Origin of the sequence: Thioalkalivibrio paradoxus ARh 1, from assembly GCF_000227685.2 — a bacterium.
GTDB classification, from domain to species: domain Bacteria; phylum Pseudomonadota; class Gammaproteobacteria; order Ectothiorhodospirales; family Ectothiorhodospiraceae; genus Thioalkalivibrio; species Thioalkalivibrio paradoxus.
In genome coordinates, this window is the sequence record NZ_CP007029.1 from 3,516,790 (window position 1) to 3,542,547 (window position 25,758).

The window sequence follows — 25,758 nt, forward strand, 5'->3', positions numbered from 1 at the left end:
TCCATTTGCGCCGTTTGGATGGCCGCGCTTCGCTCGCCATGACATTGATCGGCATTTCCCTGGCAGCGGGCCGGTCAGCCGGCCCCATCCCTCGAACCGCAACGCGGAGAACGCAGACATGTTGAAGATCGCGATCATCGGCGCCGGCCGCGTCGGGGAGTCCACGGCCCAGTTCCTGGCCGAATCCGACCTGGCACGCGAAATTGCACTGCTCGACGTCCGCGAGGGTGCCGCCGCCGGCGCCGCTCTGGACATCCAGGAAACCGCGCCTCTGTTCGGCTTCGATGCCCGGCTGGTCGGCGACACCGATCCCGCTGTGATTGCCGGCGCCGAACTGGTCATCGTCACCGCGGGCCTTCCGCGCAAGCCCGGCATGTCGCGTTCCGACGTGCTCGACAAGAACGTCGAGATCCTCGACAGCATTCTCGTCGACGTGATGCGCGAGGCGCCCGACAGCCGCCTGTTGGTCGTGTCCAACCCGGTCGACGTGCTGACCTACCGGGCCTGGCAGAAAACGGGGTGGGAACGTTCGCGGGTCTTCGGCCAGGCGGGCGTACTGGACGCGTCCCGGATGGCCGCGTTCATCGCGCTCGAGACGGGGCTCTCCACGCGCGACATCCACACGCTCGTGTTGGGCGGTCACGGGGATTCGATGGTGCCGATGCTGCGGTACTCGGGCATCAACGGCATCCCGCTGCATCACTTCATGGACCAGGACGCCATCGACCGGATCGTCGAACGCACCCGTCACGGAGGCGCCGAAATCCTGGCGCTGAAACAGACCTCGAGCGCGTACGACGCGCCCGCTGCGGCGATCAAGGCCATGGTCGAGGCGATCGTACTCGACCGCCAACGCGTGCTGCCCACGGTCGCGCTGCTGAACGGCGAGTACGGTGCGAGCGATATCGCGATGGGCGTGCCCTGCGTGCTCGGTGCCGGCGGCATGGAGCGGATCGTCGAACTGGAGCTGAACGCCGCCGAGCGCGAGGCCTTCACGACCTCGCTCGCGGGCGTGAAGGCCGACATCGACCGCCTGCAATGAGCCGTACCGAGACACCGTCGGCGACCCCGCCAGCGGCTGCGGGCGAGCGTGTCGCGACGCTGGTCGACAGCAGCATCTTCGTGTTTCGCGCCTGGTTCGCCCGCGGCGAACAGCCCGACATGTTCGGACGCCCCGGCGGCGCGGTGCATGGATTCGCGCACTCGCTGTGCCAATGGTTGCCGCTGTGCCCCGCGGGCCCGGTTGCGTTCGCATTCGACACCGGCTTGCGCAGCAGCTTCCGGCACCGCATCGACCCCGACTACAAGGCCCACCGGCCGCCGGCGCCCGACGCGTTGCGCAGCCAGTTCGGCCGCATCCGGGAGATGCTGGACGCGCTGGGCCTGGTGCAGCTGGCGCACAGCGAGTTCGAGGCCGACGACCTGATCGCGACGCTGGCCGCGAATGCCCGTACGCACGGCCTGGCGGTCGACGTGCTGAGCGCCGACAAGGATCTCGCCCAGGTCATCCTCGGTCCCGACGATCGGCTCCGGGATCCCGAACGCGGGACCGTTCTTGGGCGCGCGGATCTCGAGCGCAGGCTGCGGGTCCGGCCCGAACAGGTGGCCGACCTGCTCGCGCTGGCCGGAGATCGCAGCGACAACATCCGCGGCCTGACCGGCGTGGGCCCCGCCAGTGCCGCGCGCATCCTGCGCAGGCTGGGAGACCTGGAGGCCGTACTGGCCGCTCCGCAGGAAGTCGCCCGCTGCCGGATCCGGGGAGCGGCCGGAATCGCCCGGCAGGTGGCCGACCGCGCCGATGCGCTCCGGCAGGCACGCCGGCTGACCGCGCTGGTCACGACGGTACCCGACCTGCCGGATCCGGATGCGCTGTATCCGCAGGGACCGCTGCCGGATGCGGAGCGGCGCCTGCATGCGCTCGGCGTCGCCCCACCCTACCGCAGCCGTCTGCTGGCGATCGCGGCGGACATGGCCCGGCGCCACATTGCGGGCCGGCGCCCGCAGCAGGCGGCATGATGACGGCTGGCGGATACCCTCGGACGCGGTCGCCGCGGTCGAGAGCGAACACCCAGCTGAGCGCCTTGCTGCTGGGGATCATCGCCTGGGCCTGCCTGCTGCCACCGCTGCAGGCGCACCCCCACGCCTGGATCGACCTCGACATCGAACTGAAGGCCGACCCTGAGGATCGCGTCGTCGCCATGGCGCAGACCTGGATCATGGATCCGCTCTACAGCCGTTACCTCTACGACGACGCGATGGAGCAGTTCGAGGGCGACACTCCAGAGGCCAAGCTGGCGCGGCTCGGCGCCGAGATCCTCGACAACCTCGCCGAGTACGACTGGTACACCGAGTTCCGGGCCGGGGATCGCCGCATTCGCGCGCGCCCGGACGGCGGTGCCGAGCTGTTCCTGCACGACGGGCGGCTACGGTTCCGTTTCCGCCTGGTCCTGGACCAGGCGGTCGACCCGCGCGCGCAGGAACTGCACTACCGCATCTACGACCCGACCTATTTCATCGAGGTGCTGCACGACACCGACACGCCGCCGCGACTCGAGCTGAGCACCGGGCCCTGCCGCCTGGAAGTGCAGAAGCCGCGGCCCGATCCCGTAATGGTCGCCCGGGCACTGGCGCTGGACTACGGCCAAACCGGCGAGCCGGACCTCGGACGCCACTTCGCCGAGCGGGTCACGGTCCACTGCGACCAGGCATCCGGAGGCTAGGCTTCCGGCGCGCATACCCCATCTGCCCGACAGGTCCCGGGAACGCTGACCCGGTTCGCCCAACGCGACACCATGGCGAATGACGGCCGCAGCCGGGCATCCATCGCTGCGGCGGATCCGCTGCCGCGTGGCATCGTGGACGATCGACGGCATCAAACCGGGCCGCCGCGTCGGGCTCGGACCGCACGGACGGTCCGGAGTCGGACACGATTTTTTCTTCCTGACCATTGCATTAGCCGACAAACTTGAGGAACATGAAGCGATCTTCAGGGTTCCCCCATAGGGAGTGTTCGCGATGCGAATCGGCGCGCCTGTTGTTGCTGCCCTTGCTCTTGTCCTGACCCTGAGCGCCGCGACCGCGGGGCCGATCGAGCGCGACTTCACCGTCGAGCGCAGCCTGTTCCTGCTCGCGGAACGTGCATTGAACCAAGACGACGGGCGCGCGTTCGAGGCCACGCGGACAGCTCTCGGCGACTACCCTCTGCTGCCCTACCTCGAGTACCGGCGCCTGGCGCGCAACCTCGGAAGGCCGGATCCCGGGGACGTCGCGGACTTCCTGGAACGGCACGGCGAGACCCCGCTGGCGGGAATGCTGCGCAACAGCTACCTGAACCACCTGGCACAGGAAGGCCAGTGGCGCGACTTCCTGCGCTTCGCCGGGGACGGCGACGGGCTGTCCACCGAACTGACCTGTTTTCGCAAGCAGGCGCTGCTGAACACCGGGCAGCGTCAGGAGGCGCTGGCGGAGGTCGACGCCATCTGGCTGCACGGGCATTCGCAGCCACAGGCCTGCGACCCGGTGTTCGATGCTTGGCGCGCCGAAGGCCGACTGACCCCGGAACTCGCGTGGCAGCGTTTGGAACTCGCGATCGACGCCGGCCAGACCGGCCTTGCCCGCTATCTGCGCCGCTACCTCGGCACCGATGACCGGGCGTGGGCGGACCGCTGGCTGCAGCTGGAGGCCGATCCGGCGCGGGTGACCCGCGCGGGATTCGATGCCGGCGCCCACCGCTCCGCCGGCCGGATGCTGGAGCGTGCCTTCCTGCGCCTGATCCCACGGGATCTCGATGGCGCGCTCGCCGCGTGGCAAAGCCACGGCGACCGGCTCGGGCTCGAGACCGACCACCAGCACCGCATTCTTCACGCGCTGGCGCTGCGCCTGGCGTTGCGCGGCCGCCCCGAGGCCCTGCCCTTCATGGCCGGCCTGCCGGACGCGGTCTTCGACGACCAGCTGCGCCAGTGGCAGCTGCGCTCGGCGCTGCGAGACCGCGACTGGAACACGGTGCTCGCGGCGGTCGATGCGATGAGCACCGACGCGGCGGCAGAGGCGCGCTGGCAGTACTGGCGTGCCCGCGCCGCGGAACAGCTGGGCCGGGACGACGAGGCCATGCAGAACTACCGCGCCGCTGCCCAGGAACGCAATTTCTACGGTTTCCTGGCCGCCGACCGGCTTGGCGTGCCGTACCGGATCGGGCACGCGCCGACGGTGGTTCCAGCAAGCGCCGTGGAGCGCGTGGCGCAGGATCCGGCGATCCAGCGCATGCGCGAACTGGTGTTGCTGGACCGCTATCCGGAAGCCCGCCGCGAGTGGTCGCACCGCATCGACGCATTGCCCCCCGGCGACCAGGAGGCCGCCGCACGCCTGTTCGCCGACTGGGGCTGGCATGACCGCGCGATCTTCACGGCTGCCCGCGCACGCAGCTGGGACGACATCGATCTGCGCTTCCCGCTGGCCTTTGCCGACCTGATCGTCGAGGGCGCCCGGGAGCGGGAAATCGATCCCGCGTGGGCGATGGCGATCGCCCGGCAGGAAAGCGCCTTTCTGCACGACGTGCGCTCGGGCGCCGGCGCGCTGGGCATCATGCAAGTCATGCCCGCCACCGGCCGCTCGGTCGCCAACGCGGCGGGCGTCCGGGTGCGCAACAACCACGACATCCTGAACCCTTCGAACAATGCACGCCTCGGCACCTACTACCTGAAGCGCAATCTCGACAACTTCGGCGGCCACAGCCTGCTGTCGACCGCGGCCTACAACGCAGGCGCGCACCGCGTGCGATCCTGGCTGCCCGAGCAGGGCCGAATGGACCCGGATATCTGGGCCGAACTGATCCCGTTCCACGAAACCCGGGACTACATTCAGCGGGTGTTCGCGTACCGGATCATCTACGCGGTCCGGCTCGGGATGACACCCCCCTCACTGCAAACCCTGCTGTACCCGGTAACGCCCACGGAACAGTTGGCGCTGGCGCGGGAGAGCCACCTCGCCGGCCGGGGAATCACCGGCGCGACCCTGGCCGCGACCCGGGACTTCTGCGATGCACCTGGGTACACCAACGCACGCTGCCACTAGCAGGCCGCGGAGGAACGTGGAAGCACGCGAAAGCGCCTCGCTCTCCCGTCGCTTTCGGCAATGTTCGTGAATTGCCTTTGGCGACTCCGTTTCACGCCGGCCGGCCCCGGCAGAAGGGCATACGGAAACCCTCGATGGAACCCTGGATCGAAGCCGTCAGCAACCTGATCGCGACCCAGACCGGCCAGCCCTTCGATGCGAGCCGCCCGCGCGGGGCCGGCGGAGGCTCGATCAGCCAGGGATTCGTGCTCGCAGGCCGCGACGGGCGGCGGTTTTTCGTGAAGCGGAACCAGCTGCGCCTCCGGCCGATGTTCAAAGCCGAGGCGGCCGGCCTGACCGAACTGGCGCGCTGCAGCGATCTGCGTATCCCCGGTGCCCTGGGCGTGGTGGCCGAGGGCACCGCCTGTTTCCTCGTACTCGAACACCTGGAACTCGGCGGGCCTGCCGACGGTGCCAGGCTCGGCGAGGGAGTCGCCGCATTGCACCGGATCACGGCCCGGGAATTCGGGTGGCAGATGGACAACTTCATCGGCAGCACGCCGCAGCCGAACGCCCCCCGCACCGACGACTGGGCCGAGTTCTTCCGGGAACAGCGTCTGGCCCATCAGCGCCAGCTCGCAGGTCAGAACGGGGCGCACCGCGCGCTGCTCGACGCGGTCGCCGAACTCGAACAGGAACTCGGCGGCTTCTTCACCGACTACCGCCCGATGCCCTCGCTGCTGCACGGTGATCTCTGGAGCGGCAACTGGGGCTTTCTGCCCGACGGCTCGCCGGCGCTGTTCGACCCGGCCGTCTACTACGGCGACCGCGAGGCGGACATTGCGATGATGGAGCTTTTCGGGCACCCCGGGACCGATTTCTTCGCCGCCTACAACGAGCACATGCCGCTCGATCCCGGCTATCCCGTGCGCCGGGAACTCTACAACCTCTACCACATCCTGAACCACTTCAACCTGTTCGGCGGCGGCTACGCGATGCAGGCCGAACGCATGGCACTGGGGCTCCTGGCGCAGCTGCGCTGATCGCAGCGACCGCGCGAGCAATTTCCCGGAACCGGTGCTAGGGTTACCGTCGAATCCCGGCCGGGTGCTGCCGGCACCGTTCGGAAGCCCCAGCCCTGCCATCATCCAACCGAGGTCGACATCATGGATTTCGCGGTCTTGCTCCAACCCGAGGTGGTCATCGTAGCCATCCTGCTGGCACTGATCGGCGCGGTGCTGGGCTTCGCACTCGGCAGAGGCCTGGAGGCGCGCCGGGCCGAGGAGACGCTGCAGGCGACGAACAACGCGCATTCCCGGACGGTGGCCGATCTGGAAGCCGACTACGCCGAGACGCTCAGCCGGCTGCGCGAGAGCCACGCCGAGGAACGCGACCGGCTGAAGACCAGGCACGCCCGGGAGATCGAGACGCTGCGTTCCGAACACGCGGCCGAAATCCAGCACCTGACCGAGGAGCACGACGCCCTGGTCCAGCGGTTGAACGAGGCCAACATCGCGAACGTGAAGGAGCTGCGCAGCGACTACGAGGGGCAGCTTGCGCAATTGCGCGAGCAGCACGAGAAGACGGTGAACGACCTGAACGAGCAGCACGCCGCCGAGACCCGCGAGGCCCGGGCCGAGATGGACCGCAACGTGCAAGTCCTCCGCGACGAACACGGGCGCGCACTCGCGGCACTGCGCGAAGAGCAGAAGGCGAACCTGGAAACGCTGAAAGGCGAATATGCGCAAGCCGCGGCGGCACTGCGCAGCGAGCAGGAAGGGATCCGCGAACGGCAGGCGGCCGAAGCCGAACGGAAGCTGGAAGACCAGCGGGCGGCGAAAGACGCCGAGATCCAGCGCCTGGAAACCCGGATCCGGCAGCTCGACGAAGCCGCGGCCGGCCTGCGCGACGAAAACCGCACCCTGCAGGACACCATCCGCGAACTCAACGAAAGCATCAAGGAAGCCAAACGCAACAACACCTTCTCGCTCTCGAAGTCGGGCGAGCGCCTGATCCGGGTGATCCGGAGCGTGCAGGAACTCGCCAACGAGCTCGACGAAACGTCCCGCGCAGTCACGAACGGCGAATACTCGTTCTTCGACGCGATCCAGGACCGGCGCGACCGCGAGACGATTCTGAAGCTGGCGGGCGAGGACCGGCGCGTCGTCGACGGACAGGAACTGCGCCCGGGCCAGACCATCGAGACGGAAGCGGAACCCGAGACGGAACCCGCTCCCACCGAGGACAGCGAGGGCAAGCCCGCTTCCTGAACCTGAAGGCGGGCAGTCAGTGGCCGGACCGGTGCTTGCGGCGGCGCCGGGCCAGCGGGTGTTCGACCCGCCGCAGCTTGTCCAGCATGTGCAGCAATGCCTGCCAGGGATGGCGCCACAGCATCCGCGGGCCCGCGTAGCACATCACCTGCCGCACCTGTTCCCGCTGCGCGCGCTTGTAGCAGTGCACCGGGCATTTCGCACACGTCGGTTTCTGTTCGCCGTACGGGCACTTTGCGAGCCGCCGTCCTGCATAGGCGAGCAGTTCCTGACACTCGGCACAAAGGCCATCGGAGCGGCCAACCGCCCCATGACGGTCGGCACACCAGATCCGCAGCATACTCTCGATGGTGCGATACTCGCGCTGCAGACGCGGCGTCGACGGCAGTTCCCCGGTCATCGGACGCTCCGAACGGTTCATCGCTCAGCCTCGGGCCGTCGCATCGCGCGCGGCATCAGCCGGCCTGTGTCCGGGCCGCTGCCGGGGCCGACATACCGGAGCGATGCAAGCGTAGCAGCCAGGGCAGGCAGACCAGCACGCACAGCGCCTCCAGCGCGCCGACGAGCAGGAAGACCCCGGGCCAGGGTTCCCAGCCCAGTGCACGCAGCAGCGCAACGGCCCCGACCCCCACCAGCGGCCCCAGCATGAAGCCGAGCGAGCCGGCGAGGTGGAACCCGCCCATCGCGGTCGCGCGCTGTGCCGGATCGGCCAGCCGGGTGACCAACACCAGCGACGGCGCGAACATCATCGCGGCCACCACGCCCCCCAGCGCCATGACCGGAACCACCGCCTGGGCGGATGCGAACCCCAGCCCGGCCAGGAACAGACCGTAGAGCAGGCTGCCCACCGCCATCAACACTACCGGATCCCGGCGCTGGCACAGCAACCCCGCGGGATACGTCAGCAGCGCGAACGGCAGCAGGAACGCGGCCATCGACAGCCCGATCCGTGCCGGGTCGAACGCCAGAACGGTGGCGAAGTACAGCGATACGGTGGAGATGATGAAGCCGACCGTCAGCCGATCGACGAAGGTGAACGCGTAGGGCACCAGGAGCGCGCGCCGCTGCAGCGCCAACTGCAGCATTTGCTGCAGGCGTTGTGGCGCCTGAAGCAGCGGCGCATCCCGCAGGATCCAAACGCCGGCGACGCCAGCCGCGAGCATCAGCCCCCCACCCCAGAGGAAGACCGCTTCCGGTGTCTCGGCACCGACAAACCCGCCGAACACTGCGCCGCTGGCCACGCCCAGGCTCAGCGCCGCGCCGACCAGCCCCATCGCCCCGCCTTCGCGACCGCCGGGCGCCCGATCGGCCGCGAGCGTCATCGCCAGACTCAGCACGGTCATGTGCGCGCAGCCCTCGACGAAACGCAGCGCGAGCTGCATCTCGTAGGGCCAGGGCCATGCCATCAGCAGCAGCACGCCGCCGTTCACGAACAGCGCCGGCACGATCAGCCGCTTGCGCGCGCCGAGCCGGTCGGACAGCAAACCGGCGACAACCGCGAACAGCAGCGCCCCGGCCATATGCGCAGACATGAACAGGTGGCGCTCCAGATCCGACAGTCCGGGGTAGCGTCCCTCGGTCAACGCATACAGCAGCGGCACCATCGCGGTGACCGGCAGCATCAACAGGTAGATACCCAGCGCAATGGGCCAGATCCTGGTCATTCTCCGTGTCCGGCAGGCGTGATGCTGCGCAGCATGCCGCGTCCGACGCCGCAGCACAAAGGGGGGCCCTGAGCTCAGGGGCCGGCCACGATCCCGACCGAAGTCGCATGGTCAACGCTGGCGGCGAACCTCGCGGCCTGGTGTCAGCGACGGTAACACTTCAGCGGTTCTCGCCCGCTGCGGAACACCACCGCCAGAGCGGGCGGCGGCTGGATCGCGATGGCGACCGTGCTGAATGCACCACAGGGCGGCCTCCACGCGCGAATGCAGGTTCAGCTTCTTCAACAGATGCTTCACGTGCACCTTCACGGTCGAATCGGCGATTCCGAGCTGGCGCGCGATCTCCTTGTTGCTCAGACCGAGTGCGATCTGGTCGAGAATCTCCTTTTCGCGGTCGGTCAGACCGGCCCGGTCCAGCGCCTCGCAGCGGCGGTCCTTCCGAATCGCCTGCGCCAACGACTCCCCCAACCCATCGCCCAGCACCGTGTGGCCGGCCGCAATCCGGCGCAGTTGCGCCAGCAGGCAATCCGGAGCCGTGCTCTTCAGCAGATAACCGTCGGCGCCCGCGCGCAGCGCGGCCGCCAGATCGTCCGGGGCGTCCGACACCGTGACGATCGCCACCCGCGCCTGAACGCCAGCCTCGCGCATTCGGCGCAGTGCAGCCGGCCCTTCCATGTCCGGCAGCCTCAGGTCCAGCAGCACCAGGTCCGGTCCGAGATCCAGCGCAAGATCGAGTCCCTCGCTCCCGGAACCCGCCTCGCCGACGATCCGGAAGGCCCCGCTCGTCTCCATCAGATCCCGCGCCCCCCTGCGGAACAGCGGGTGATCGTCGACCACCAGCGCACGCGTTGGAGCCGACCGCCGCGACAGCGACTGCCATCCGCCCTGCAGAGCCGCGGGACGGGATCCGCCGCGCCCGACCCCGGAAACGAAGCTCGGGTTGTTCAAAGCCATCGCACACCCATCGTCTACCGATGGGTCGAGGGTGCGCCGGCGGCCGGCGGGTGTCCTTGACTTTCGTCAAGCAGCGCGGCGCGCCGAATCTCCGTGCGGCCGGCCTGTTACCAGAGCGTTTTCTTGATCCAGTCGCGCACGAGCAGGCCGAGGAGCACCAGGATCGACAGCGTGGTGATCACGGTGGCGCTGGTGACGAGCAAGGCCAGAAAGGTTTCCGAAGCCATCTCAGCCCCCCTGTCCGTTGTCGGGCGGCGGCTCGCGCAGGCGCTCCCAGTCGAAGTCCTGCGGCCGCAACCAGGTGGTCAGCAGCACGATCACCATCGATACCGCGGCCCCCACCAAGGCCCCGACATAGAAGCCGATCTGGAAATACGCGGTGATGCCGGCCGCGCTCCCGAGCACCATGGCCGCCGAAGCGCCGAGACGGTTCGTGCGCCGCCAGTACAACCCGGCCGCGATCGGCCAGATGGTGCTGGCAACGAAGGCCCCGGTGAAATGCAGCAGTTCCGCCAGCGTGGTGATCCGCGGCAGGCACAGCAGCCAGGCCAGCACGCCAAGCAGCAGGATCGTGACCTTGGTCGCGCTGCGCAGATGCGCAGCCGACGCCATCGGCCGGAAATGCCGATGGTAGATGTCCCGCACGACCAGCATCGCGGTGGCCGCGAGCAGCGAGTCGAGGCTGGACGCAAGCGCCGCGAACACCATCACCAGCACGATCACCGCACCCGCGACGCCGAGCAGCTCCGAGGCGACGATCGGCCCGACCATGTCCGCGGCCGGGATGTTCGCCCCCAGCGCCGGCCCCGCCAGCGCAATGAACCCGGCGACGATCGGAATCGGCGCCCAGAACAGCCCCGCGAGCAGGTAGGCCCACATGCCGACGCCTTCCCGGAACGAGTAGGCGCGGGTCCACCAGACATTCGAGTGGAAGATCTCGCCGATCCCGAACAACAGGTTGTTGAACAGGAACATGATCGCCGCCGGCATCAACAGGGCCAGCAGTTCCGGGCGCTCGAGTTCCAGACTGAAGTGGATCTCGTCGAAACCGATCCCGCCGATCACCATCCAGGCCAGCACGACCAGCCCGACCAGGATCAGGATCGACTGGATGAAGTCGGTGCCGATGACCGCGCGGAACCCACCGATCAGCGTGTAGGCCACGCAGGCAGCGAGAATCACCGTCATCCCCTGCCAGTAGGGAATGCCGGAAAGCGCGTGCGTCAGCACGCCGCCGGCCATGCCCAGGCTGACCAGCCAGCCGAGGCTGTAGAACAGCGAGATGGCCAGAAAGATGCGCCAGGCCAGGTGCCCGTAGCGCAGGCGCACGAAGTCGCCGCTGGTGTAGCCGTGGGGCATCAGCGTGCGGATGCGCCGGGCCAGCGGCGCGAACAGCAGCAGGCCGACCGAACCGAGCGAATAGCCGATCATGCCCCAGATGCCCATCTGGTACGCGAGCTGCGGCGCCATCATCGTGGTGTTGCTGGTCACCCAGGTCGCCATCGCGGTCGCGGTGCCGACCGCGAGCCCAACCTTGCGCCCCGCGAGCACGAACTGGTCGAGCTCCTTGTCGCGCCGGCCGAAATACCAGCCCAGGCCGACGTAGAGCGCGGTGAACAGCGCGATCAGCAACCAGGCCTGACTGGGCTCGAGGATGGCGGTTTCCTGGACTCTCATCACAATGCTCCGCGGGCAGCGGCCGGAATGGGCATCGATGGGGCTCCCGGCACCGGGATCACCGCTGCCGTTCCCTGCGCCGTTCGGCGCGCGTTCCGGCGACGATCAGGCCCGCGGTCGCGAGGAACACCAGGCCGCCGACGGTGAAGATCCCGAAGGCCTGCGCGCGGGGATGGTGCGCGACTTCCACCGTCAGCGTTTCGCTCCAGGCAGACTCGCTGCCGTCGGCGAGCGTCGCCCGCGCGCGGTAATGGAAAATGCCGTCGCTGCGGCCGCTGACCACGGTCGCGCGGTCGGCGCCCTCGTACAATGCGACCGGATCCGGGAAACCGGGATCGCTGTCCTCTTCCACCCGGTAGCGGGCGACGTCGGCTTCGTCCAGCACCCAGCGCAGCTGGTAATAGCCGGCCCGCGCCAGCTCGGCCGAGCTGCTGATCTCGGGGGCGGCTGCGCCAGCCCCAGCGGCCGGGGATCCTGCGACCAGCGCCAGCAGCACGACGGCGCAGACTCCGGCAGCAGGGCGACGCAAACAACGGGGCTCCGGACTCGACTGGGTCAAGAGACTCTCCTTGGACGCGCGCCGGACGAACGGCGGGTTGGCGGGGGGCTGCGGCCGGGACCCCGTGTCGTGCGCGGGAACGCTCGTGCCGGCCCAGACAGGGGGGCGCGCGTCGGGTCGTTTTCGCACTACCCTAGACCCGGCACCGGGGAAGGGTCAAGGCTCGCGGGGCCAAGCGGCAACGGCGCACCGGCGTTCCAGGCGGCCGCAAACCGCCGCGGCCGTACCCGGCGGATCAGGCTTCCGGCACCCGCAGCAGCAGGCCCCGGGCCTGGCCGCCCACGCGCTCGCGCAGGATTTCCCAGCCTTCCGGGGCAGGCAGTGCCGCCTCCTGTTCCACATACACCAGCGCCCGCGGTGCCAGCCAGCCGCCCTCCCGCAGCGCCTGCAATGCCGGGCCCACCCGGCCCGCGCCGAACGGCGGGTCCAGGAACACGAGGTCGAACGGCATTCCGCCGGCCGCCTGGCAGCCCTGGTCCAGCAGCCGTTGGGCATCGCCCGGATGCACGCCCACCTGCTCGGCAGCGAGCAGCGCCACGCTGTCACGCAACTGGCGCAGCGCAACCGGATTGCGCTCGACCAGCAGCACGAATCGGGCACCGCGCGACGCAGCCTCGAGTCCCAGCGCCCCGGTGCCGGAAAACAGGTCCAGCACCGCGGCGCCGGGAATCTCCGGCTGCAGCCAGTTGAACAGGGTCTCGCGCTGCGCGTCGGCGCTGGGCCGCAACCCCGGAACCGGGGCCACCGGCAGCCAGCGCCGGCGCCAGGCGCCGCCGATGATCCGCACACGGGCCGGACGACCGGCCGGCGCAGCCCCCCGAGCCCTGCGGCTCACCGGCCGATTCCGCGACGCGAATCGCGCACCGGGACTTCAGTCCTCGCCGCCGACCACGACCGTGACCAGCGCGTCCGGGCGCAGCCGGCGCTGCAGCGCCTGATGCACGTCGTCCACCGTCACCGCGTCGATGCGCTCATTGTGGCCGCTCAGGTAGTCCAGCGGCAGGTCGTAGAACCCGAGCATGCCCAGGTTCTGCACGATGTCGCTGTTCGATGCCAGCCGTAGCGGGAAACTGCCGGTGATATTGGCCTGGGAGGCCTCGAGCTCGTCCGGCGTGACCCCATCGCGGTGGTAGCGCAGCAGCTCCTCGCGCAGCACCTCGATGGCCTCGTCGGTCTGGTCCCGGCCGGTCTGCATTCCGATCAGGAACGGACCCTCGGCCGCCATTGGCCGATAGGCGCTGTAGACCGAATACGCGAGCCCGCGGCGGGTACGGACCTCGTCGAAGAGCCGGGAGGTGAAGCCGCCGCCACCCAGCACGTGGTTCGCGACAGTGAGCGCGTAGTAGTCGGGGTCGTCGCGCCGCAGTGCCGGGGCACCGATGAAGATGTGCGCCTGCTCCGACGGGAACCCGATCCGCTCGGTCACCGGACCCTCGAGCTGCGGGACCGGGGGCAGTTCCGGCGCACGCTCGCCCTGCGGCAGCGCCGCGGCGATGCGGTCGGCCAGCGCCTCGGCCTCGTCGCGGCTGATCGCGCCGGTCAGCGCCAGCACCGCGTTGCCGGCGGTGTAGTACTGGCGGAAGAAAGCGTCGACTTCGTCGCGGGTCAGCGTCGGCAGCGTGGCCTCGTCGCCGAGCGTCGGGTTGGCGTACGGGTGGCCGGGGTACATCAGCTGGTAGAAACGGCGGCTGGCCACCGATCCCGGCTCCTGGCGCTCGCGCTGCAGCGCCTGCAGCAGCTGCCTGCGCCCGCGCGCCAGATCGTCCTCCGGGAACGCGGGGGCCGCCAGCAGTTCGGTCAGGGTGTCGATCGCCTCGGCCATCCAGTCCGGCTCGGTCAGCGTGCGCAGGCTCACAATGCCCATGTCCCGTGCGGCGCTGGTGCTGAAGCGGGCACCGACCGACTCGAAGCGCTCGGCCAGCGCGTCGGCATCCATCGCCTCCGTGCCGTAGGTCAGCGCCTCGTTGGTCAGGCGCGCAAGCCCGTGGCGGTCTCCGTCCCGCGCAGCGCCGGCGTCGAAGGTCAGCCGGACGTCGACCATGGGCAGGCCGGCGGCGGGCGCGTAGAGCACGCGCATCCCGCCGGCGGCGTCCCAACGCTCGATCTCGACCGCCTGCAGCGCGGGGGCGAACCACAGCGCGAAGGCAGCGAACAGGCCGAGACCCGGCCATCGCAGGCAGCGCCCCGTGGCGGGCGCGGCGATCCATGTACGGCGGCTCATGCCTCACCCCCGATCGGCAGCGGGTCCAGCACGCCGACGGTGCGACGCTCCGGGACCAGATACTCGCGCGCGACGCGCTGCACGTCCTCGGCGGTGACCGCCCGGATCCGGTCGACGTATTCCTCGGCGACCTGCCAGCCCAGCCCGACGGTCTGCAGCATCCCCAACTCGAATGCCTGTGCCCGGATCGAGTCTTTCTGAAAGATCTCCGAGGCAATCACCCGGGCCTGCACGCGCTGCAGTTCGGAATCTTCGATCGGCTCTTCCTTCAACCGCTCGATTTCAGCCAGCAGCGCCGCCTCGAGGGCGTCGATGTCGGTGCCCCCGGCCGGCACTGCCGCGACGGTGAACAGCGAATCCAGCCGGCTGAACGCGCTGTAGCGAGCCGAAGTGCTGCTGGCGATTTCCCGGCCGCGCACCAGCCCGCGCGCAAAGCGCGACGCGTCGCCGGAGTCGAGCACGCCGGCGGCGACGATCAGCGCGTAGGCGTCGGCGGGGTCGTCGAGCGTCTTCAGCACCGGCGTCTTCCAACCCATCAGCAGGTAGGGCAGTTCCGCCGGCGCCTGCAATGTGACCCGGCGCTCGCCCCGCTGCGGGGTCTCGATCCGGGGCTTGCGCGCCGGCAGTTCGCGCGCCGGAATGTCGCCGAAATGGCGCTCGGCCGCGGCGATCACCGCGTCGGGATCGACATCGCCGACGACGACCACGACCGCGTTGTTCGGCGCGTACCAGGAGTCGTACCAGGCCTGCAGATCGTCGAGCGTATACGCGTCGATATCGGTCATCCAGCCGATGATCGGGTGACCGTAGGGATGGTTGAAAAACGCGGTCGCCATGAACTGCTCGTGGAGCAGCGAGTTCGGGCGGTCCTCGGTCCTCAGCCGGCGTTCCTCGATGACCACGCGGCGTTCGGGCCGGAATTCCTCCTCGGTGAGCTGCAATGCATGCATGCGTTCAGCCTCCATCGCCATCACCTTTTCCCAGTGCTCGTTCCCGAGCACCTGGAAATACCCGGTGTAATCGCGCCCGGTGAACGCGTTCTCCCGCCCTCCCAGCCGCGACACGATGCGCGAGAACTCGCCGGGCGGGTACTGTTCGCTGCCCTTGAACATCATGTGCTCGAGCATGTGGGAGATACCGGTGATGCCGCTGTGCTCGTCCATCGACCCGACCCGGTACCAGACCTGGTGGGTCACCACCGGGGCCCGCGAGTCCTGCTGAACCAGCACGGTCAGGCCGTTTTCCAGCCGGTGTTCGACCACCTGCTCGGCCGTAGCACCTGGAACGAGCGCAAATACCAGCAGGGCACCGGACAGTGCCTCGAATAGCCGTCTCATCATGCGTGAACCTCGTGATAGCATTGCCGAACCTTAGCCCTTGACCACGGACACGATGTTCGGTTTCCGAAAAAAAGACCCTGCCCCACCGGCGGACGCCCCGAGCCGCGCCGGCCTGTTCGATCGCCTGCGCAAGGGTCTCGCGAAGACCGGCCGGGTCCTGAACACCGACATCGGCGAACTGTTCCGCCGCAAGATCGACGACAGCCTGTTCGAGGAACTCGAGGAGCGGCTGCTGCTCGCGGACGTCGGCGTCGACGCGACCCAGCGCATCATGGACCGGATCACGCGCGCAGTGAAGCGCGGCGAACTCAAGGACGGCGATGCGCTGCTACAGGCGCTGGAACAGGCGATGACCGAGATCCTGGAGCCGGTCCAGAAACCGCTGCGCATCGAGCCCCCCCCGGGGAAGCCGTTCTCGATCCTGGTCGTCGGCATCAACGGCGCCGGCAAGACCACGACCATCGGCAAGCTGGCCCATCACCTGCAGGCCGACGGCTTTTCCGTGCTGCTGGCTGCCGGCGACACCTTCCGCGCAGCCGCGGTGGAACAGCTGCAGACCTGGGGCGAGCGCAACGGAGTTCCGGTGATCGCGCAGGGCACCGGCGCCGATTCCGCGTCGGTCGTCTTCGACGCGCTGCAGGCCGCCCAGTCCCGCCGGATCGATGTGATGATCGCCGATACCGCCGGACGGCTGCACACCCAGCACAACCTGATGGACGAAATCCGCAAGGTGCGCCGGGTGATGGGCCGCCTCGACCCGGACGCGCCGAACGAGGTGTTGATGGTCGTCGACGGCGGTACCGGCCAGAACGCGATCAACCAGGTCCGGCAGTTTCACGAGGCGCTGGGCGTCACCGGGCTGGTGGTGACCAAGCTCGACGGCACCGCGAAGGGCGGCGTGCTGTTCGCGCTGGCCGAACAGATGGGAATCCCGGTCCGCTTCATCGGGGTCGGCGAGAAGGCCGAGGATCTGCAGCTGTTCGACGCCCGTGCGTTCGTCCGGGCGCTGCTGAACCGCGGCGACGACTGAGCCCCGATCACCCGTGTCCATGATCCGGCTGCAGCGGGTGACCAAGCGCTTCGACGGGGGCGCGGAGGCGCTGCACAACGTCAGCCTGCGCGTGGACGAGGGTGCGCTCGCGTTCGTCACCGGCCCATCGGGCGCCGGCAAGAGCACGCTGCTGCGGCTGATCGCAAGGCTCGAACGACCGACCCGCGGCCGGATCCTGGTCAACGACCAGGATCTCGCTACCCTCCCCAAGAGCCGTGAGCCGCAGTTCCGTCGCAGTATCGGGCTGGTGTTTCAGGATCATCGGCTGCTGTTCGACCGCCCGGTGCACGCGAACGTCGCGCTGCCACTGGAGATCCTCGGATACCGCCGCGCGGAAGCCCGCAAGCGGGTCCGCGCGGCGCTCGACAAGGTCGGGTTGTTGCACAAGGAAGGCGCGGAGCCGCAGACGCTGTCGGCGGGCGAGCAGCAGCGGGTGGGGATTGCCCGGGCGATTGTGCACCGGCCGGCGCTGTTGCTGGCGGACGAGCCCACGGGCAACCTGGATCCGGCGCTGTCGCGCGAGATCATGCAGCTGTTCCTCGACTTCAATCGCGTCGGCGTGACCGCATTGATCGCGAGCCACAACCTCGAACTGATCTCGGCCCTGCGCAAGCCGATGCTGCACCTGGAGCACGGACGCATCGAGGCCCGCCACGCCCCCCGTGCGGCGAGCCCGGCATGAAGAAGGACGGCAGCGAACGCGCGGGTTGTTTCGAAGCCTGGCTGCACAACCACGCCGACGCGGCGATCCGGTCGTCCCGGCGCCGTCTGAGCGCGCCGGTGCAGACGCTGATCATGATCGCGGTGCTGGGCTTCATCCTGGCCTTGCCCGCGTATCTCTGGCTGCTGCTGGAAAACGCCCGGGCCCTGTCCGCCGACCTCGATCACGAACCGCGGATCGCGCTGTATCTGGACGACGTCGGCGCGGCAGAGCTGGCCGCCAAGGTCGAGCAGGTCGGCGACCTGGAGGGCATCGCGCAGGTCGACGCCACCGGAGCGGACCAGGCGCTCGACGCGTACCGTGCCAGCCTCCCGGACCCGGCATTGCTCGACTGGCTCGACGCCAACCCGCTGCCGGCCATCATCGAGGTGGTGCCGCTGCAGCATACCCCGGAGGCGGTGCAGGCGCTGGAAACCCGGCTCGCGGAGCGGCTGCCCGACGCCATGCTGATCAGCGATCACGAGTGGGTGCGCCAGCTCGAGGCGCTGCACGGCGCGGGACTCCGAATCCTGCTGGTGATCGCGGGACTGCTCGGGCTCGGAATCACCCTGATCCTCGCGGTGGCATCCGCCGCCGAATTGCGGGAGCGGCGCGAAGAAATCTCGATCTCGCGCATCACCGGCGCCACGGACCGGTTCCTGCGCCGGCCGTCGCTGTATGGCGGACTGACGATCGGACTGGGTGGCGGGCTCTTCAGCTACGCTTTGCTATGGATCGGCGTCGGGTTGACCCGGCTCCCGGTGGAGGAAGCCGCCGGCGTGTTCGGGCTGCCGCTGGTATTCGTCGGACCGCAACTGCAACTGGCCGCGCTGCTGACCGGCGCCGGCGCGCTGCTCGGCTGGCTGGGCGCGAGGCTTGGCAGCGGCGCCGCGCTGCACGACTGACTGAAGGACCGCGCCGTTCCGTACACTGGCCTCTGCGGCAGCCGCTGGCCGTGCCCGTCCGCAGGCATCCCCCCGCGGCCTGCCGGGAACCCCTCCCGCCTTTAGCACTCCAATCGGCAGACTGCTAGAATCAGCCGCAAGCAATATTCTTCTCAGGGGAGACCTACATGAGCCAAGCATTGGTGCGCAAGCCCGTGGACATGCCGGTCCCAGTCGGCAATCTGGATCACTATATCGCCGCCGTCAGCCGCATCGAGGTCCTCGACGCGCAGGAAGAGCAGCGTCTGGCGCGCGCGCTACGCGACCGGCAGGATCTGGACGCGGCACGGCAACTGATCCTGCACAATCTGCGGTTCGTCGTCCACGTGGCCCGCGGCTACCTGGGCTACGGCCTGCCGCTGGGCGACCTGATTCAGGAAGGCAATGTCGGCCTGATGAAGGCGGTGCGCCGCTTCGATCCCGAGCAGGGCGTGCGACTGGTCTCGTTCGCGGTTCACTGGATCCGCGCCGAGATCCACGAATTCATTCTGCGCAACTGGCGGATCGTGAAGGTGGCGACGACCAAGGCGCAGCGCAAGCTGTTCTTCAACCTCCGTCAGGCCAAGCAGCGCCTGGGCTGGCTGAATCCCGGCGAGGTCACCGCGGTCGCCCGGGATCTGGGGGTGTCCGAAAGCGACGTGCTGGAGATGGAGAGCCGATTGTCGAGCCGGGATACCAGTTTCGACCCGGCGCCGGAAGACGACGAAGACCGGGAACACCGGGTACCGGCCGAGCACTTGGCCGGCAGTCCGGAGCACGATCCGGCGCAAGTCACGGAAGATGCCGACTGGAACCGCCACTTCCAGTCCCGGCTCCGCGAGTCGCTGAATGCGCTGGATGCACGCACGCGCGACATCCTGACGCGGCGTTACCTGAGCGAACCGAAGGCCACGCTGCACCAGCTGGCGGCCGAATACGGCGTGTCCGCCGAGCGCATCCGCCAGATCGAAAACCGCGCGATCCGCTCCCTGCGCGAAACCCTGGCGGCATAGCGCCCCCAGCCGACGACCCCAGGCAGCGTCCCCGGCTGCGCCCCCGGCGCGGCGGCACACCGGCCGCGCCGGGGCCGGACGTCACACCAGGGTCTGGCCACGCGCCGCGCCCAGCCGCGCGTCGGCGACACCGGGCGACGCGACCGGCAGCGGATCGGACCGCTGCGCAGCGTGTTCGTCGCCCCCGCGCATCGCCCACACCAAGGTCAGCGCGCCGAGCACCACCGCCAACGCCAGCCGTTGCCGGACCTGTTCGGAGGGAATCACGATCGGCTCGAGGCGCACCAGGATCCACAGCGCAATGGCCGGTGCGATCCAGGCCAACCACCCGGCCAGGCCGAGCGGGTCCAGCACCCGGCGCAGCAGATCAGGCGCGGACATCCCCAGCAGCGCCAGCAGGAACACCAGCGCGAGCGTCAGGCTGCGCCCGCGAACCGCCTGCCAGAGCCATCGAAGATCGAACGGATTCATTCCAGGACACCTCCGAACGGCGCCGATCGCGGCGCCCCTGCGCAGGTTCGGTCAGCCGCACCGCGATCGCAAGCCCGTGGATGCCGGCAGCGCAGCGGTAGGGCATGAGTCGGATCGGCGGCGCACCACCCGAGACACCGGCGACCCGCAACCGCTCCGGGGCCAGCCGGGCGAACTGCTATCCTTGGGACATGCGCAGGATCTATCTCGACCACAACGCCAGCACGCCGATCGCGGCCCCGGTGGCCCGGGTGATGCAGGATCTGATCCGCGATGCTTTCGGCAACCCATCCAGCCCGCACTGGGCGGGGCGGCCCGCCCGCGCGGCCGTCGAGACCGGGCGCCGCCAAGTGGCCGAGCTGCTGGGCTGCGCGCCGGAGGAGATCGTGTTCACCAGCGGCGGAAGCGAGGCGAATAACCTCGCGTTGAAAGGGTTGTACTTCGCCCGCCGGCCGACTCGCGCCCAGATCATCACCACCGCCGTGGAACACCCCGCGATCACCGAACCGTGCCGCTTCCTCGAGTCCCTGGGCGTGCGGATCGTCCGGCTGCCGGTGGATCCGACCGGGCGCATCGATCCGGAGGATCTACGCTGCGCGATCACCACCGACACGCTACTGGTGAGCGTGATGCACGCCAACAACGAGGTCGGCAGCGTGCAGCCGATCGCCGAGTGCGCTGCGATCGCGCGCGAGCACGGCGTCCCGTTCCATACCGATGCAGCCCAGTCGGTCGGCAAAATCGCGACCCGGGTCGACGACCTCGGGGTGGACCTGCTGAGCGTGGCCGGCCACAAGTTCCAGGCCCCCAAGGGGGTCGGCGCCCTGTACCTGCGCACAGGCACCGCGCTGGAACCGCTGATTCACGGCGCAGGCCACGAACGGGGCCTCCGGGCCGGCACCGAGAGTGCGCTGCTCGCGGCCGCGCTCGGCGCCGCCGCCGAGCTGGCGCGGGATCTCGAACCGATCGAACGGGTTCGAGAGCTGCGAGACCGGCTGCGCGACTCGCTCGCCGCGGCGATGGGGGAACGGGTGGTGTTCCACGGCGCCCGGGACGCGATGCTGCCGAACACGCTGAGTGTGTCGTTCGCGGGCGTGACCGGGTCCGAGGTGCTGGCCGCGCTCGATGGCGTAGCCGCCTCGACCGGTTCGGCCTGCCATTCCGGAGTCATCGAGCTTTCACCGGTATTGCGCGCGATGGGGGTACCCCCCGAAATCGGACAGGGTACGGTGCGGTTCAGCCTCGGACGGGACACCACCGATGACGAAATCACCGAGGTAGCGGAACGGCTGATCCGCGAACCCTGGAAGACTCGGCACGCCGGCGAGCTGCGCAATCGCCCCGACGGGAGGACCGCGGTCCGCTGATGCGGGATCCGGGGATCCATCGTCCGGGGGAGCTCTGGCCGTCCGCGGCCTATGCGCGGCAACTCGAACGCCTGCGCGCTGCGGTGGGGCAGACCGTCTACCTGGTCGAACTCGACGCCTCCGACACCCAGCTCGCGGTTCGCCAGACCGGACGCGGCCAGGTGCTGCTCGACGTGCTCGACTTCCCGCGTCCGGACCCTGTGCGCGGCCTCGCACCCCATTTCGTGCTGCTCGACGACGGCCGCGGGATCAACCTCGGCCGCATCCTGCGCATCAGCCTCGGCCGGGCCTTCGACCCGTCGCCGGCGCAGCTGGTCTACCTGGACGAACCCATGCAGCGTCGCCTGCTGCTGGGCGAGCGAAAGCTGTCGAAGGCGTTCATCGCCGATCGCTCCCGGCAGCTTCTGGGGCATCTCCTGGGGCGAGACGCGCCGCGATCGTTGGAAGCGCCGGGGGAGGAACCCGGCGAAGCCGACTAGCCGCCGAACAGGATCACCGAGAAGAAACTCAGCCAGGATACGATGACCAGAATGATGATCAGCGTCAGGGGCAGATTGTCGAAAGTGAACCAGTCGCGCATCGCGGGCAATCTCGGCTGTGGCTTGGGTCGAAAGGGTATGCGGATGGCCATCCGGAAGCAAGGAAAGCGGCCGGAAAGCGGTACCGCCGTCCTTGCACCGCGACCGCGTTCGGCATCGCGACACCTCCCGCCGCGTCAGCGATCCCGATCGCCGCCTTGGCCCTCGCCGTCGGGATCGCGTTTCGCTCGATCGTCGCGGGACTCGTTACCGGGAATCAGCGGGTCGTCGTCGTCCATCAGGATCCGGTACGCCGGACCTTCCATGTCCTCGTACTGGCCTGAACGAATCGCCCAGAACAACGCGAAACCCACGATGACCACAAAGATCATCGCCAGCGGAATCAGCAGGTACAGAACTTCCATGCCGACAGTGTAGCCGGACCCCGGCGACAATGGCCAGGGTCAGCCGTCGCGTGCCGCGCGGACCACCGCGGCGTGCTGCGCCGGCTGGATGCGCGATCCCGCCGACTGCTCCTGATCCACCTGGCGCAGCCGCAGCGCATTGCCGACCACCAGCAGCGAACTCAGCGACATGCCCAATGCGGCGAGCCATGGAGTCAGCAGTCCGGTGGCGGCCACTGGTAGCGCCAACGCGTTGTAACCCACCGCCCAGGCGATATTCTGGCGCACGATCCGCAAGGTGCGACGGGCCTGCTGCACCGCAGCCGGGATCGCCTCCAGCCGGTCGGACATCAGTACCAGGTCCGATTGGGTCTGCGCGATCCGCGTTCCGCTGCCCATCGCGAGCGAGATGTCGGCACCCGCGAGCACGGGTGCATCGTTGATCCCCTCACCGGCCATCACCACGATCTCGCCGTCAGCCTGGCGCGCACGCACGTAGGCGACCTTGTCCTCGGGCGTCATGCCGCCATGAGCCTCCTCGATACCGGCACGGGCGGCAAACGCGGCGACCGCTTCGGGACGGTCTCCCGACAACAGCACCACCGCGAGTCCCAACTCCCGCAGCTCCTGCACAGTCTGCTCCATCTGCGGCCTCGGGGGGTCGGCAAACCAGAACACGCCCAGCACCTGGCCGTCGCGGGCCATCCAGACCGCGGTGGCATGCCCGTTCGCCGGCGGCGGCCGCACGTCGTCAGGCACCCGATCCAGGCCGACGAATTGCGGCGTCCCGACCCGGATCTCGTGTCCGCCGACACGGCCTGCCAACCCTCGGCCCGGCGAGTTGAGCAGCTCGTGCACCTCGGGCAGTTCCCGGTCACCGGCGGCGCGGACCAGCGCCCGCGCCAGCGGATGCTCCGAATGACGCTCCAGCGCGGCCGCCGCCGCGAGCAGCGTTTGCTCGTTCCAGCCCGGGGCGAGCACCTGCGTGCCGATCCATTCCGGGTGGCCGATCGTCAGCGTACCGGTCTTGTCGAAGCAGAACACCCGGGCACGCGCCAGGTCCTCGATCGCCTGGCCGCGGGTCAGCAGCAGTCCCATCCGCGACAGCACACCGGTGGTCGTCGTGATCGCCACCGGGGTCGCCAGCGCCAGCGCACACGGGCAGGTCGCGACCAGCATTGCGACGACCACCCAGAAGGCCCGATCGGGCGCGATCCAGAGATACCAGGTCAGGCCCACCAGCGCGGTCAGGATCAGCACCGCCGCGACGAAATGGCCGGTGCCCTTCTCCGCCAAGCGGGCGAGCCGCGGCTTTTCCGTCTGCGCGCGATCGAGCAGTCGCTGGATCGCCGCCAGCGTGGTCTCGGCACCGACGCGGGTGACCCGCACCACCAGCGGGCTGTCCACGTTGACCGTGCCGCCGGTGACGGGGTCCCCGGTCCGGCGCGGACAGGGTTCGGGTTCGCCCGTCAACAACGCCTGGTTCACCGTCGATTCGCCTTCGTCGACCACGCCATCCGCAGGCAGCGGTTCGCCCGGACGCACGCGCACCCGGTCGCCGGGCACGAGTTGCGCGACCGGAACCTGTTCGTCGCGACCGCTGGCGTCGATGCGCACGGCGAGCGCGGGGATCAGCCGGTCGAGCCGGTCGATCGCCTGACTCGAGCGCTGCCGTGCCATCAGTTCGAGATAGCGGCTGGTCAACAGGAAGAACACGAACATCGCCACCGACTCGAAATAGACGTGCTCGCCGGTGCCCAGCACCACCGAATAGACGCTCGCAGCATAGGTGCTCGCGATCGCCAGGCTGACCGGCACGTCCATCCCGAGTTGGCGCTGCCGCAGATCGCGCCAGGCGCTCTGGAAGAACGGCAGCGCCGAGTAGAACACCACCGGCGTGGTCAGCCCCGCCGCCACCCAGCGCATGAACTGCAGCAGGTCGGCATGGGTCTCGTCGCCGGCGCCCAGCCAGAGCGCCACCGCCAGCATCATCACCTGCATCATCCCCAGACCGGCGACCGCGAGCCGGCGCAGCGCGAGATGCCGCTCGCGCCGAAACGCCTGATCCCGCGTGCCGGGATCATAGGGATGGGCACGGTAGCCGATCGCGCGGATCGCCTGCAGGATGTCGGACAGCGCCAACCGCTCCGGATCCCAGCGCACCCGGGCGCGGTGGGTCGAGTAGTTGACCGCGAACTCGGACACACCGGGGATCGCCCGGACATGACGCTCGTTGAGCCAGACACAGGCCGCACAGGTGATGCCCTCGAGGATCAGCGAGGCCTCGCGCAGCACGCGCCCGGAGGCACGGTCGGTCTCGTCGGTCACGAACTGCCGCTGCACTTCGGGCTCGTCGAACAGCTTCAGTTCGCGCAATTCATCCGGGATCAGCGGCTCGCCGGGGCTTCCGGCCGGCGCGGTACGGTGGTGGTAATAGCCCCCGAGACCGTTGTCGATGATCGCATTGGCGACCGCCTGACAACCGCCGCAGCAGGTCTCGTGTGACCGTCCCTCGAAAGACACCGGGTAATGCGCGCCGCGGGGAATCGGCAGGCCGCAATGAAAACAGTCATCGGCCGAATCGCGGCCCGACGGCGGATCCTCAGGTGTCATCGGCCGCTCCCTCGCAGATATGCCTGCCGGCCAGGCGGCATTCCGGGACGCGGCCAGCCCCCGATGACGGCGGCACGGGCGACCCCAAGCGCTGTGCGTGCGCGGGCCGCGCCGGCCAGCGCAGGTCAGCCACGCGTGGCACGGACGCTGGTGCTCGCCTGCTGCTCGTGCACATCGTCGCCGCGCTGCACGCGGAACAGCAGGTCCCAGCGCCCCGCTGCCGGCAGCGCTACCTGCGCCTCGTAGAGCCCGCCACCGACCGGCCGCATCGCGAAGGTCTGGTCCAGGCTGAAGTCGGAGACGCGCATGAACTCACCCTCGATCGCCGCATCCGAAATCGGTTCGCCGTTCCGATCGAGCACCCGCACCTGGAACAGCGCCGGTTCGCCGGCAGTGGGCCGCGACCGCCAGCCCTGATGCACCTGCCAGCCCAGTTCCCGCTGCCGGCGCACCTGGGTCACATGGTCGACCGCCAGCGCCTCCTTGCGCTCGCTGATCCGCGCGACGGTGCCCGGGAACCCGGAGGTGACTTCCGACGCCTGGCTCTGGGGCTCGGGCAAGAACACCCCGACGAGCTGGGTCGGCATGCCATTGTTGGCCCAGGCGAGCAGCACCGCGTTCACCGTGGCCACCACGCCGAAGAACACGAGGATGATCATCGGCGCCCAGTGCAGCCGGCCGCCGGTCGCCTTCCGGCCGCGCTCGCCTTCGATCTGGGTGGTGATGATCCCGAGCCCGTAGGGCACGATCACGTAGAGCGCAAGGTGGATCGCGAACACGTCCGCACTGCTCCAGTTCAGCACCGACAGCGGGATGAACACGATCATCGTGATCGCCAGAACCAGCCCGGCGGTGTGATAGCCGCGCATGCGGGTGAAGCGGTAGATGACGAAGAACAGGGCCGCGATCAGCGCGACCCCGAGCCCGAGAGAGACGACCAGATTATCCATCACAGCGACCTGCC

Annotated in this window: 24 protein-coding genes and 1 pseudogene; 13 read left to right on the plus strand and 12 right to left on the minus strand. The window is 69.2% G+C overall.

Annotated elements, in window-relative coordinates; all coding sequences use genetic code 11:
* The first annotated feature begins 118 nt into the window (after window positions 1-118).
* From mdh to THITH_RS15925, 7 genes and pseudogenes are all read left to right on the plus strand, one after another.
* Window positions 119-1,042 (plus strand): malate dehydrogenase, encoded by a 924-nt coding sequence (gene mdh, locus THITH_RS15895; protein ID WP_025367645.1) that lies wholly within the window; start codon window positions 119-121, stop codon window positions 1,040-1,042.
* Window positions 1,039-2,016: a 5'-3' exonuclease gene (locus tag THITH_RS15900; protein ID WP_006746816.1), complete on the plus strand. Its 978-nt coding sequence runs from the start codon at window positions 1,039-1,041 to the stop codon at window positions 2,014-2,016. Before mdh ends, THITH_RS15900 begins: the two co-directional genes overlap by 4 nt.
* Entirely contained in the window at window positions 2,013-2,720 is a 708-nt protein-coding gene (locus THITH_RS15905; protein WP_006746815.1) for a DUF1007 family protein, read from the plus strand. The genes THITH_RS15900 and THITH_RS15905 overlap by 4 nt, the downstream gene beginning before the upstream one ends.
* Before the next feature lie 76 nt (window positions 2,721-2,796).
* Window positions 2,797-2,883 (plus strand): annotated as a pseudogene (locus THITH_RS19595) (pseudouridine synthase); the annotation flags it as partial.
* Window positions 2,884-3,015: 132 nt separating this feature from the next.
* Complete coding sequence (locus THITH_RS15915; protein WP_006746814.1) at window positions 3,016-5,070, plus strand: transglycosylase SLT domain-containing protein; 2,055 nt, start codon at window positions 3,016-3,018, stop codon at window positions 5,068-5,070.
* Window positions 5,071-5,204: 134 nt separating this feature from the next.
* The gene (locus tag THITH_RS15920; RefSeq protein WP_006746813.1) at window positions 5,205-6,092 is read left to right on the plus strand and encodes a fructosamine kinase family protein; all 888 of its coding nucleotides are present in this window, start codon (window positions 5,205-5,207) and stop codon (window positions 6,090-6,092) included.
* 123 nt (window positions 6,093-6,215) lie between these two features.
* Window positions 6,216-7,319 (plus strand): coiled-coil domain-containing protein, encoded by a 1,104-nt coding sequence (locus THITH_RS15925; RefSeq protein WP_006746812.1) that lies wholly within the window; start codon window positions 6,216-6,218, stop codon window positions 7,317-7,319.
* Window positions 7,320-7,335: 16 nt separating this feature from the next.
* On the opposite strand, the gene THITH_RS15930 is transcribed toward THITH_RS15925, so the two are convergent.
* From THITH_RS15930 to THITH_RS15965, 8 genes are all read right to left on the minus strand, one after another.
* Window positions 7,336-7,719, minus strand: a complete 384-nt coding sequence (locus tag THITH_RS15930) for a nitrous oxide-stimulated promoter family protein (protein WP_156925540.1) — start codon at window positions 7,717-7,719, stop codon at window positions 7,336-7,338.
* Window positions 7,720-7,774: 55 nt separating this feature from the next.
* A complete protein-coding gene (locus THITH_RS15935; protein ID WP_006746810.1) occupies window positions 7,775-8,983 on the minus strand; it encodes an MFS transporter in 1,209 nt (402 codons plus the stop codon).
* A gap of 111 nt (window positions 8,984-9,094) precedes the next feature.
* On the minus strand, window positions 9,095-9,937 hold the full coding sequence (gene narL, locus THITH_RS15940) for a two-component system response regulator NarL (RefSeq protein ID WP_006746809.1): 843 nt from the start codon (window positions 9,935-9,937) through the stop codon (window positions 9,095-9,097).
* 228 nt (window positions 9,938-10,165) lie between these two features.
* Window positions 10,166-11,614, minus strand: a complete 1,449-nt coding sequence (locus tag THITH_RS15945; RefSeq protein ID WP_006746807.1) for a sodium:solute symporter family protein — start codon at window positions 11,612-11,614, stop codon at window positions 10,166-10,168.
* A 58-nt stretch (window positions 11,615-11,672) separates the two neighbouring features.
* The gene (locus THITH_RS15950) at window positions 11,673-12,173 is read right to left on the minus strand and encodes a hypothetical protein (RefSeq protein ID WP_041483460.1); all 501 of its coding nucleotides are present in this window, start codon (window positions 12,171-12,173) and stop codon (window positions 11,673-11,675) included.
* A gap of 235 nt (window positions 12,174-12,408) precedes the next feature.
* On the minus strand, window positions 12,409-13,008 hold the full coding sequence (gene rsmD / locus THITH_RS15955) for a 16S rRNA (guanine(966)-N(2))-methyltransferase RsmD (RefSeq protein ID WP_006746805.1): 600 nt from the start codon (window positions 13,006-13,008) through the stop codon (window positions 12,409-12,411).
* Window positions 13,009-13,044: 36 nt separating this feature from the next.
* Window positions 13,045-14,394 (minus strand): M16 family metallopeptidase, encoded by a 1,350-nt coding sequence (locus tag THITH_RS15960; RefSeq protein WP_006746804.1) that lies wholly within the window; start codon window positions 14,392-14,394, stop codon window positions 13,045-13,047.
* Window positions 14,391-15,734, minus strand: coding sequence for a M16 family metallopeptidase (locus THITH_RS15965; protein ID WP_006746803.1), 1,344 nt, complete (start codon window positions 15,732-15,734; stop codon window positions 14,391-14,393). The genes THITH_RS15960 and THITH_RS15965 overlap by 4 nt, the downstream gene beginning before the upstream one ends.
* Window positions 15,735-15,786: 52 nt before the next feature.
* Here THITH_RS15965 and ftsY point away from each other — a divergent pair, with 52 nt between their 5' ends.
* From ftsY to rpoH, 4 genes are all read left to right on the plus strand, one after another.
* Complete coding sequence (ftsY, locus tag THITH_RS15970) at window positions 15,787-16,764, plus strand: signal recognition particle-docking protein FtsY (RefSeq protein WP_006746802.1); 978 nt, start codon at window positions 15,787-15,789, stop codon at window positions 16,762-16,764.
* Between the two features lie 19 nt (window positions 16,765-16,783).
* Window positions 16,784-17,467, plus strand: a complete 684-nt coding sequence (ftsE, locus tag THITH_RS15975; protein ID WP_006746801.1) for a cell division ATP-binding protein FtsE — start codon at window positions 16,784-16,786, stop codon at window positions 17,465-17,467.
* Window positions 17,464-18,390: a cell division protein FtsX gene (locus tag THITH_RS15980; protein ID WP_006746800.1), complete on the plus strand. Its 927-nt coding sequence runs from the start codon at window positions 17,464-17,466 to the stop codon at window positions 18,388-18,390. The genes ftsE and THITH_RS15980 overlap by 4 nt, the downstream gene beginning before the upstream one ends.
* Window positions 18,391-18,557: 167 nt before the next feature.
* Entirely contained in the window at window positions 18,558-19,421 is an 864-nt protein-coding gene (gene rpoH, locus THITH_RS15985) for an RNA polymerase sigma factor RpoH (protein ID WP_006746799.1), read from the plus strand.
* Between the two features lie 81 nt (window positions 19,422-19,502).
* On the opposite strand, the gene THITH_RS15990 is transcribed toward rpoH, so the two are convergent.
* Complete coding sequence (locus tag THITH_RS15990) at window positions 19,503-19,892, minus strand: hypothetical protein (RefSeq protein WP_006746798.1); 390 nt, start codon at window positions 19,890-19,892, stop codon at window positions 19,503-19,505.
* A gap of 104 nt (window positions 19,893-19,996) precedes the next feature.
* Here THITH_RS15990 and THITH_RS15995 point away from each other — a divergent pair, with 104 nt between their 5' ends.
* Window positions 19,997-21,259 carry a cysteine desulfurase family protein gene (locus tag THITH_RS15995; protein WP_006746797.1) on the plus strand — a complete coding sequence of 421 codons (1,263 nt, stop codon included), beginning with the start codon at window positions 19,997-19,999 and terminating at the stop codon, window positions 21,257-21,259.
* A complete protein-coding gene (locus THITH_RS16000; RefSeq protein WP_006746796.1) occupies window positions 21,259-21,738 on the plus strand; it encodes a hypothetical protein in 480 nt (159 codons plus the stop codon). The genes THITH_RS15995 and THITH_RS16000 overlap by 1 nt, the downstream gene beginning before the upstream one ends.
* A 236-nt stretch (window positions 21,739-21,974) precedes the next feature.
* Here THITH_RS16000 and ccoS read toward each other — a convergent pair whose 3' ends face one another.
* The 3 genes from ccoS to THITH_RS16015 all read right to left on the minus strand — a co-directional run bounded on the left by ccoS (window position 21,975) and on the right by THITH_RS16015 (window position 25,744).
* Window positions 21,975-22,202, minus strand: coding sequence for a cbb3-type cytochrome oxidase assembly protein CcoS (gene ccoS / locus THITH_RS16005; RefSeq protein WP_025367652.1), 228 nt, complete (start codon window positions 22,200-22,202; stop codon window positions 21,975-21,977).
* A gap of 39 nt (window positions 22,203-22,241) precedes the next feature.
* Complete coding sequence (locus THITH_RS16010) at window positions 22,242-24,794, minus strand: heavy metal translocating P-type ATPase (protein WP_006746793.1); 2,553 nt, start codon at window positions 24,792-24,794, stop codon at window positions 22,242-22,244.
* A 125-nt stretch (window positions 24,795-24,919) separates the two neighbouring features.
* The gene (locus THITH_RS16015; protein ID WP_006746792.1) at window positions 24,920-25,744 is read right to left on the minus strand and encodes a FixH family protein; all 825 of its coding nucleotides are present in this window, start codon (window positions 25,742-25,744) and stop codon (window positions 24,920-24,922) included.
* Window positions 25,745-25,758: the final 14 nt, after the last annotated feature.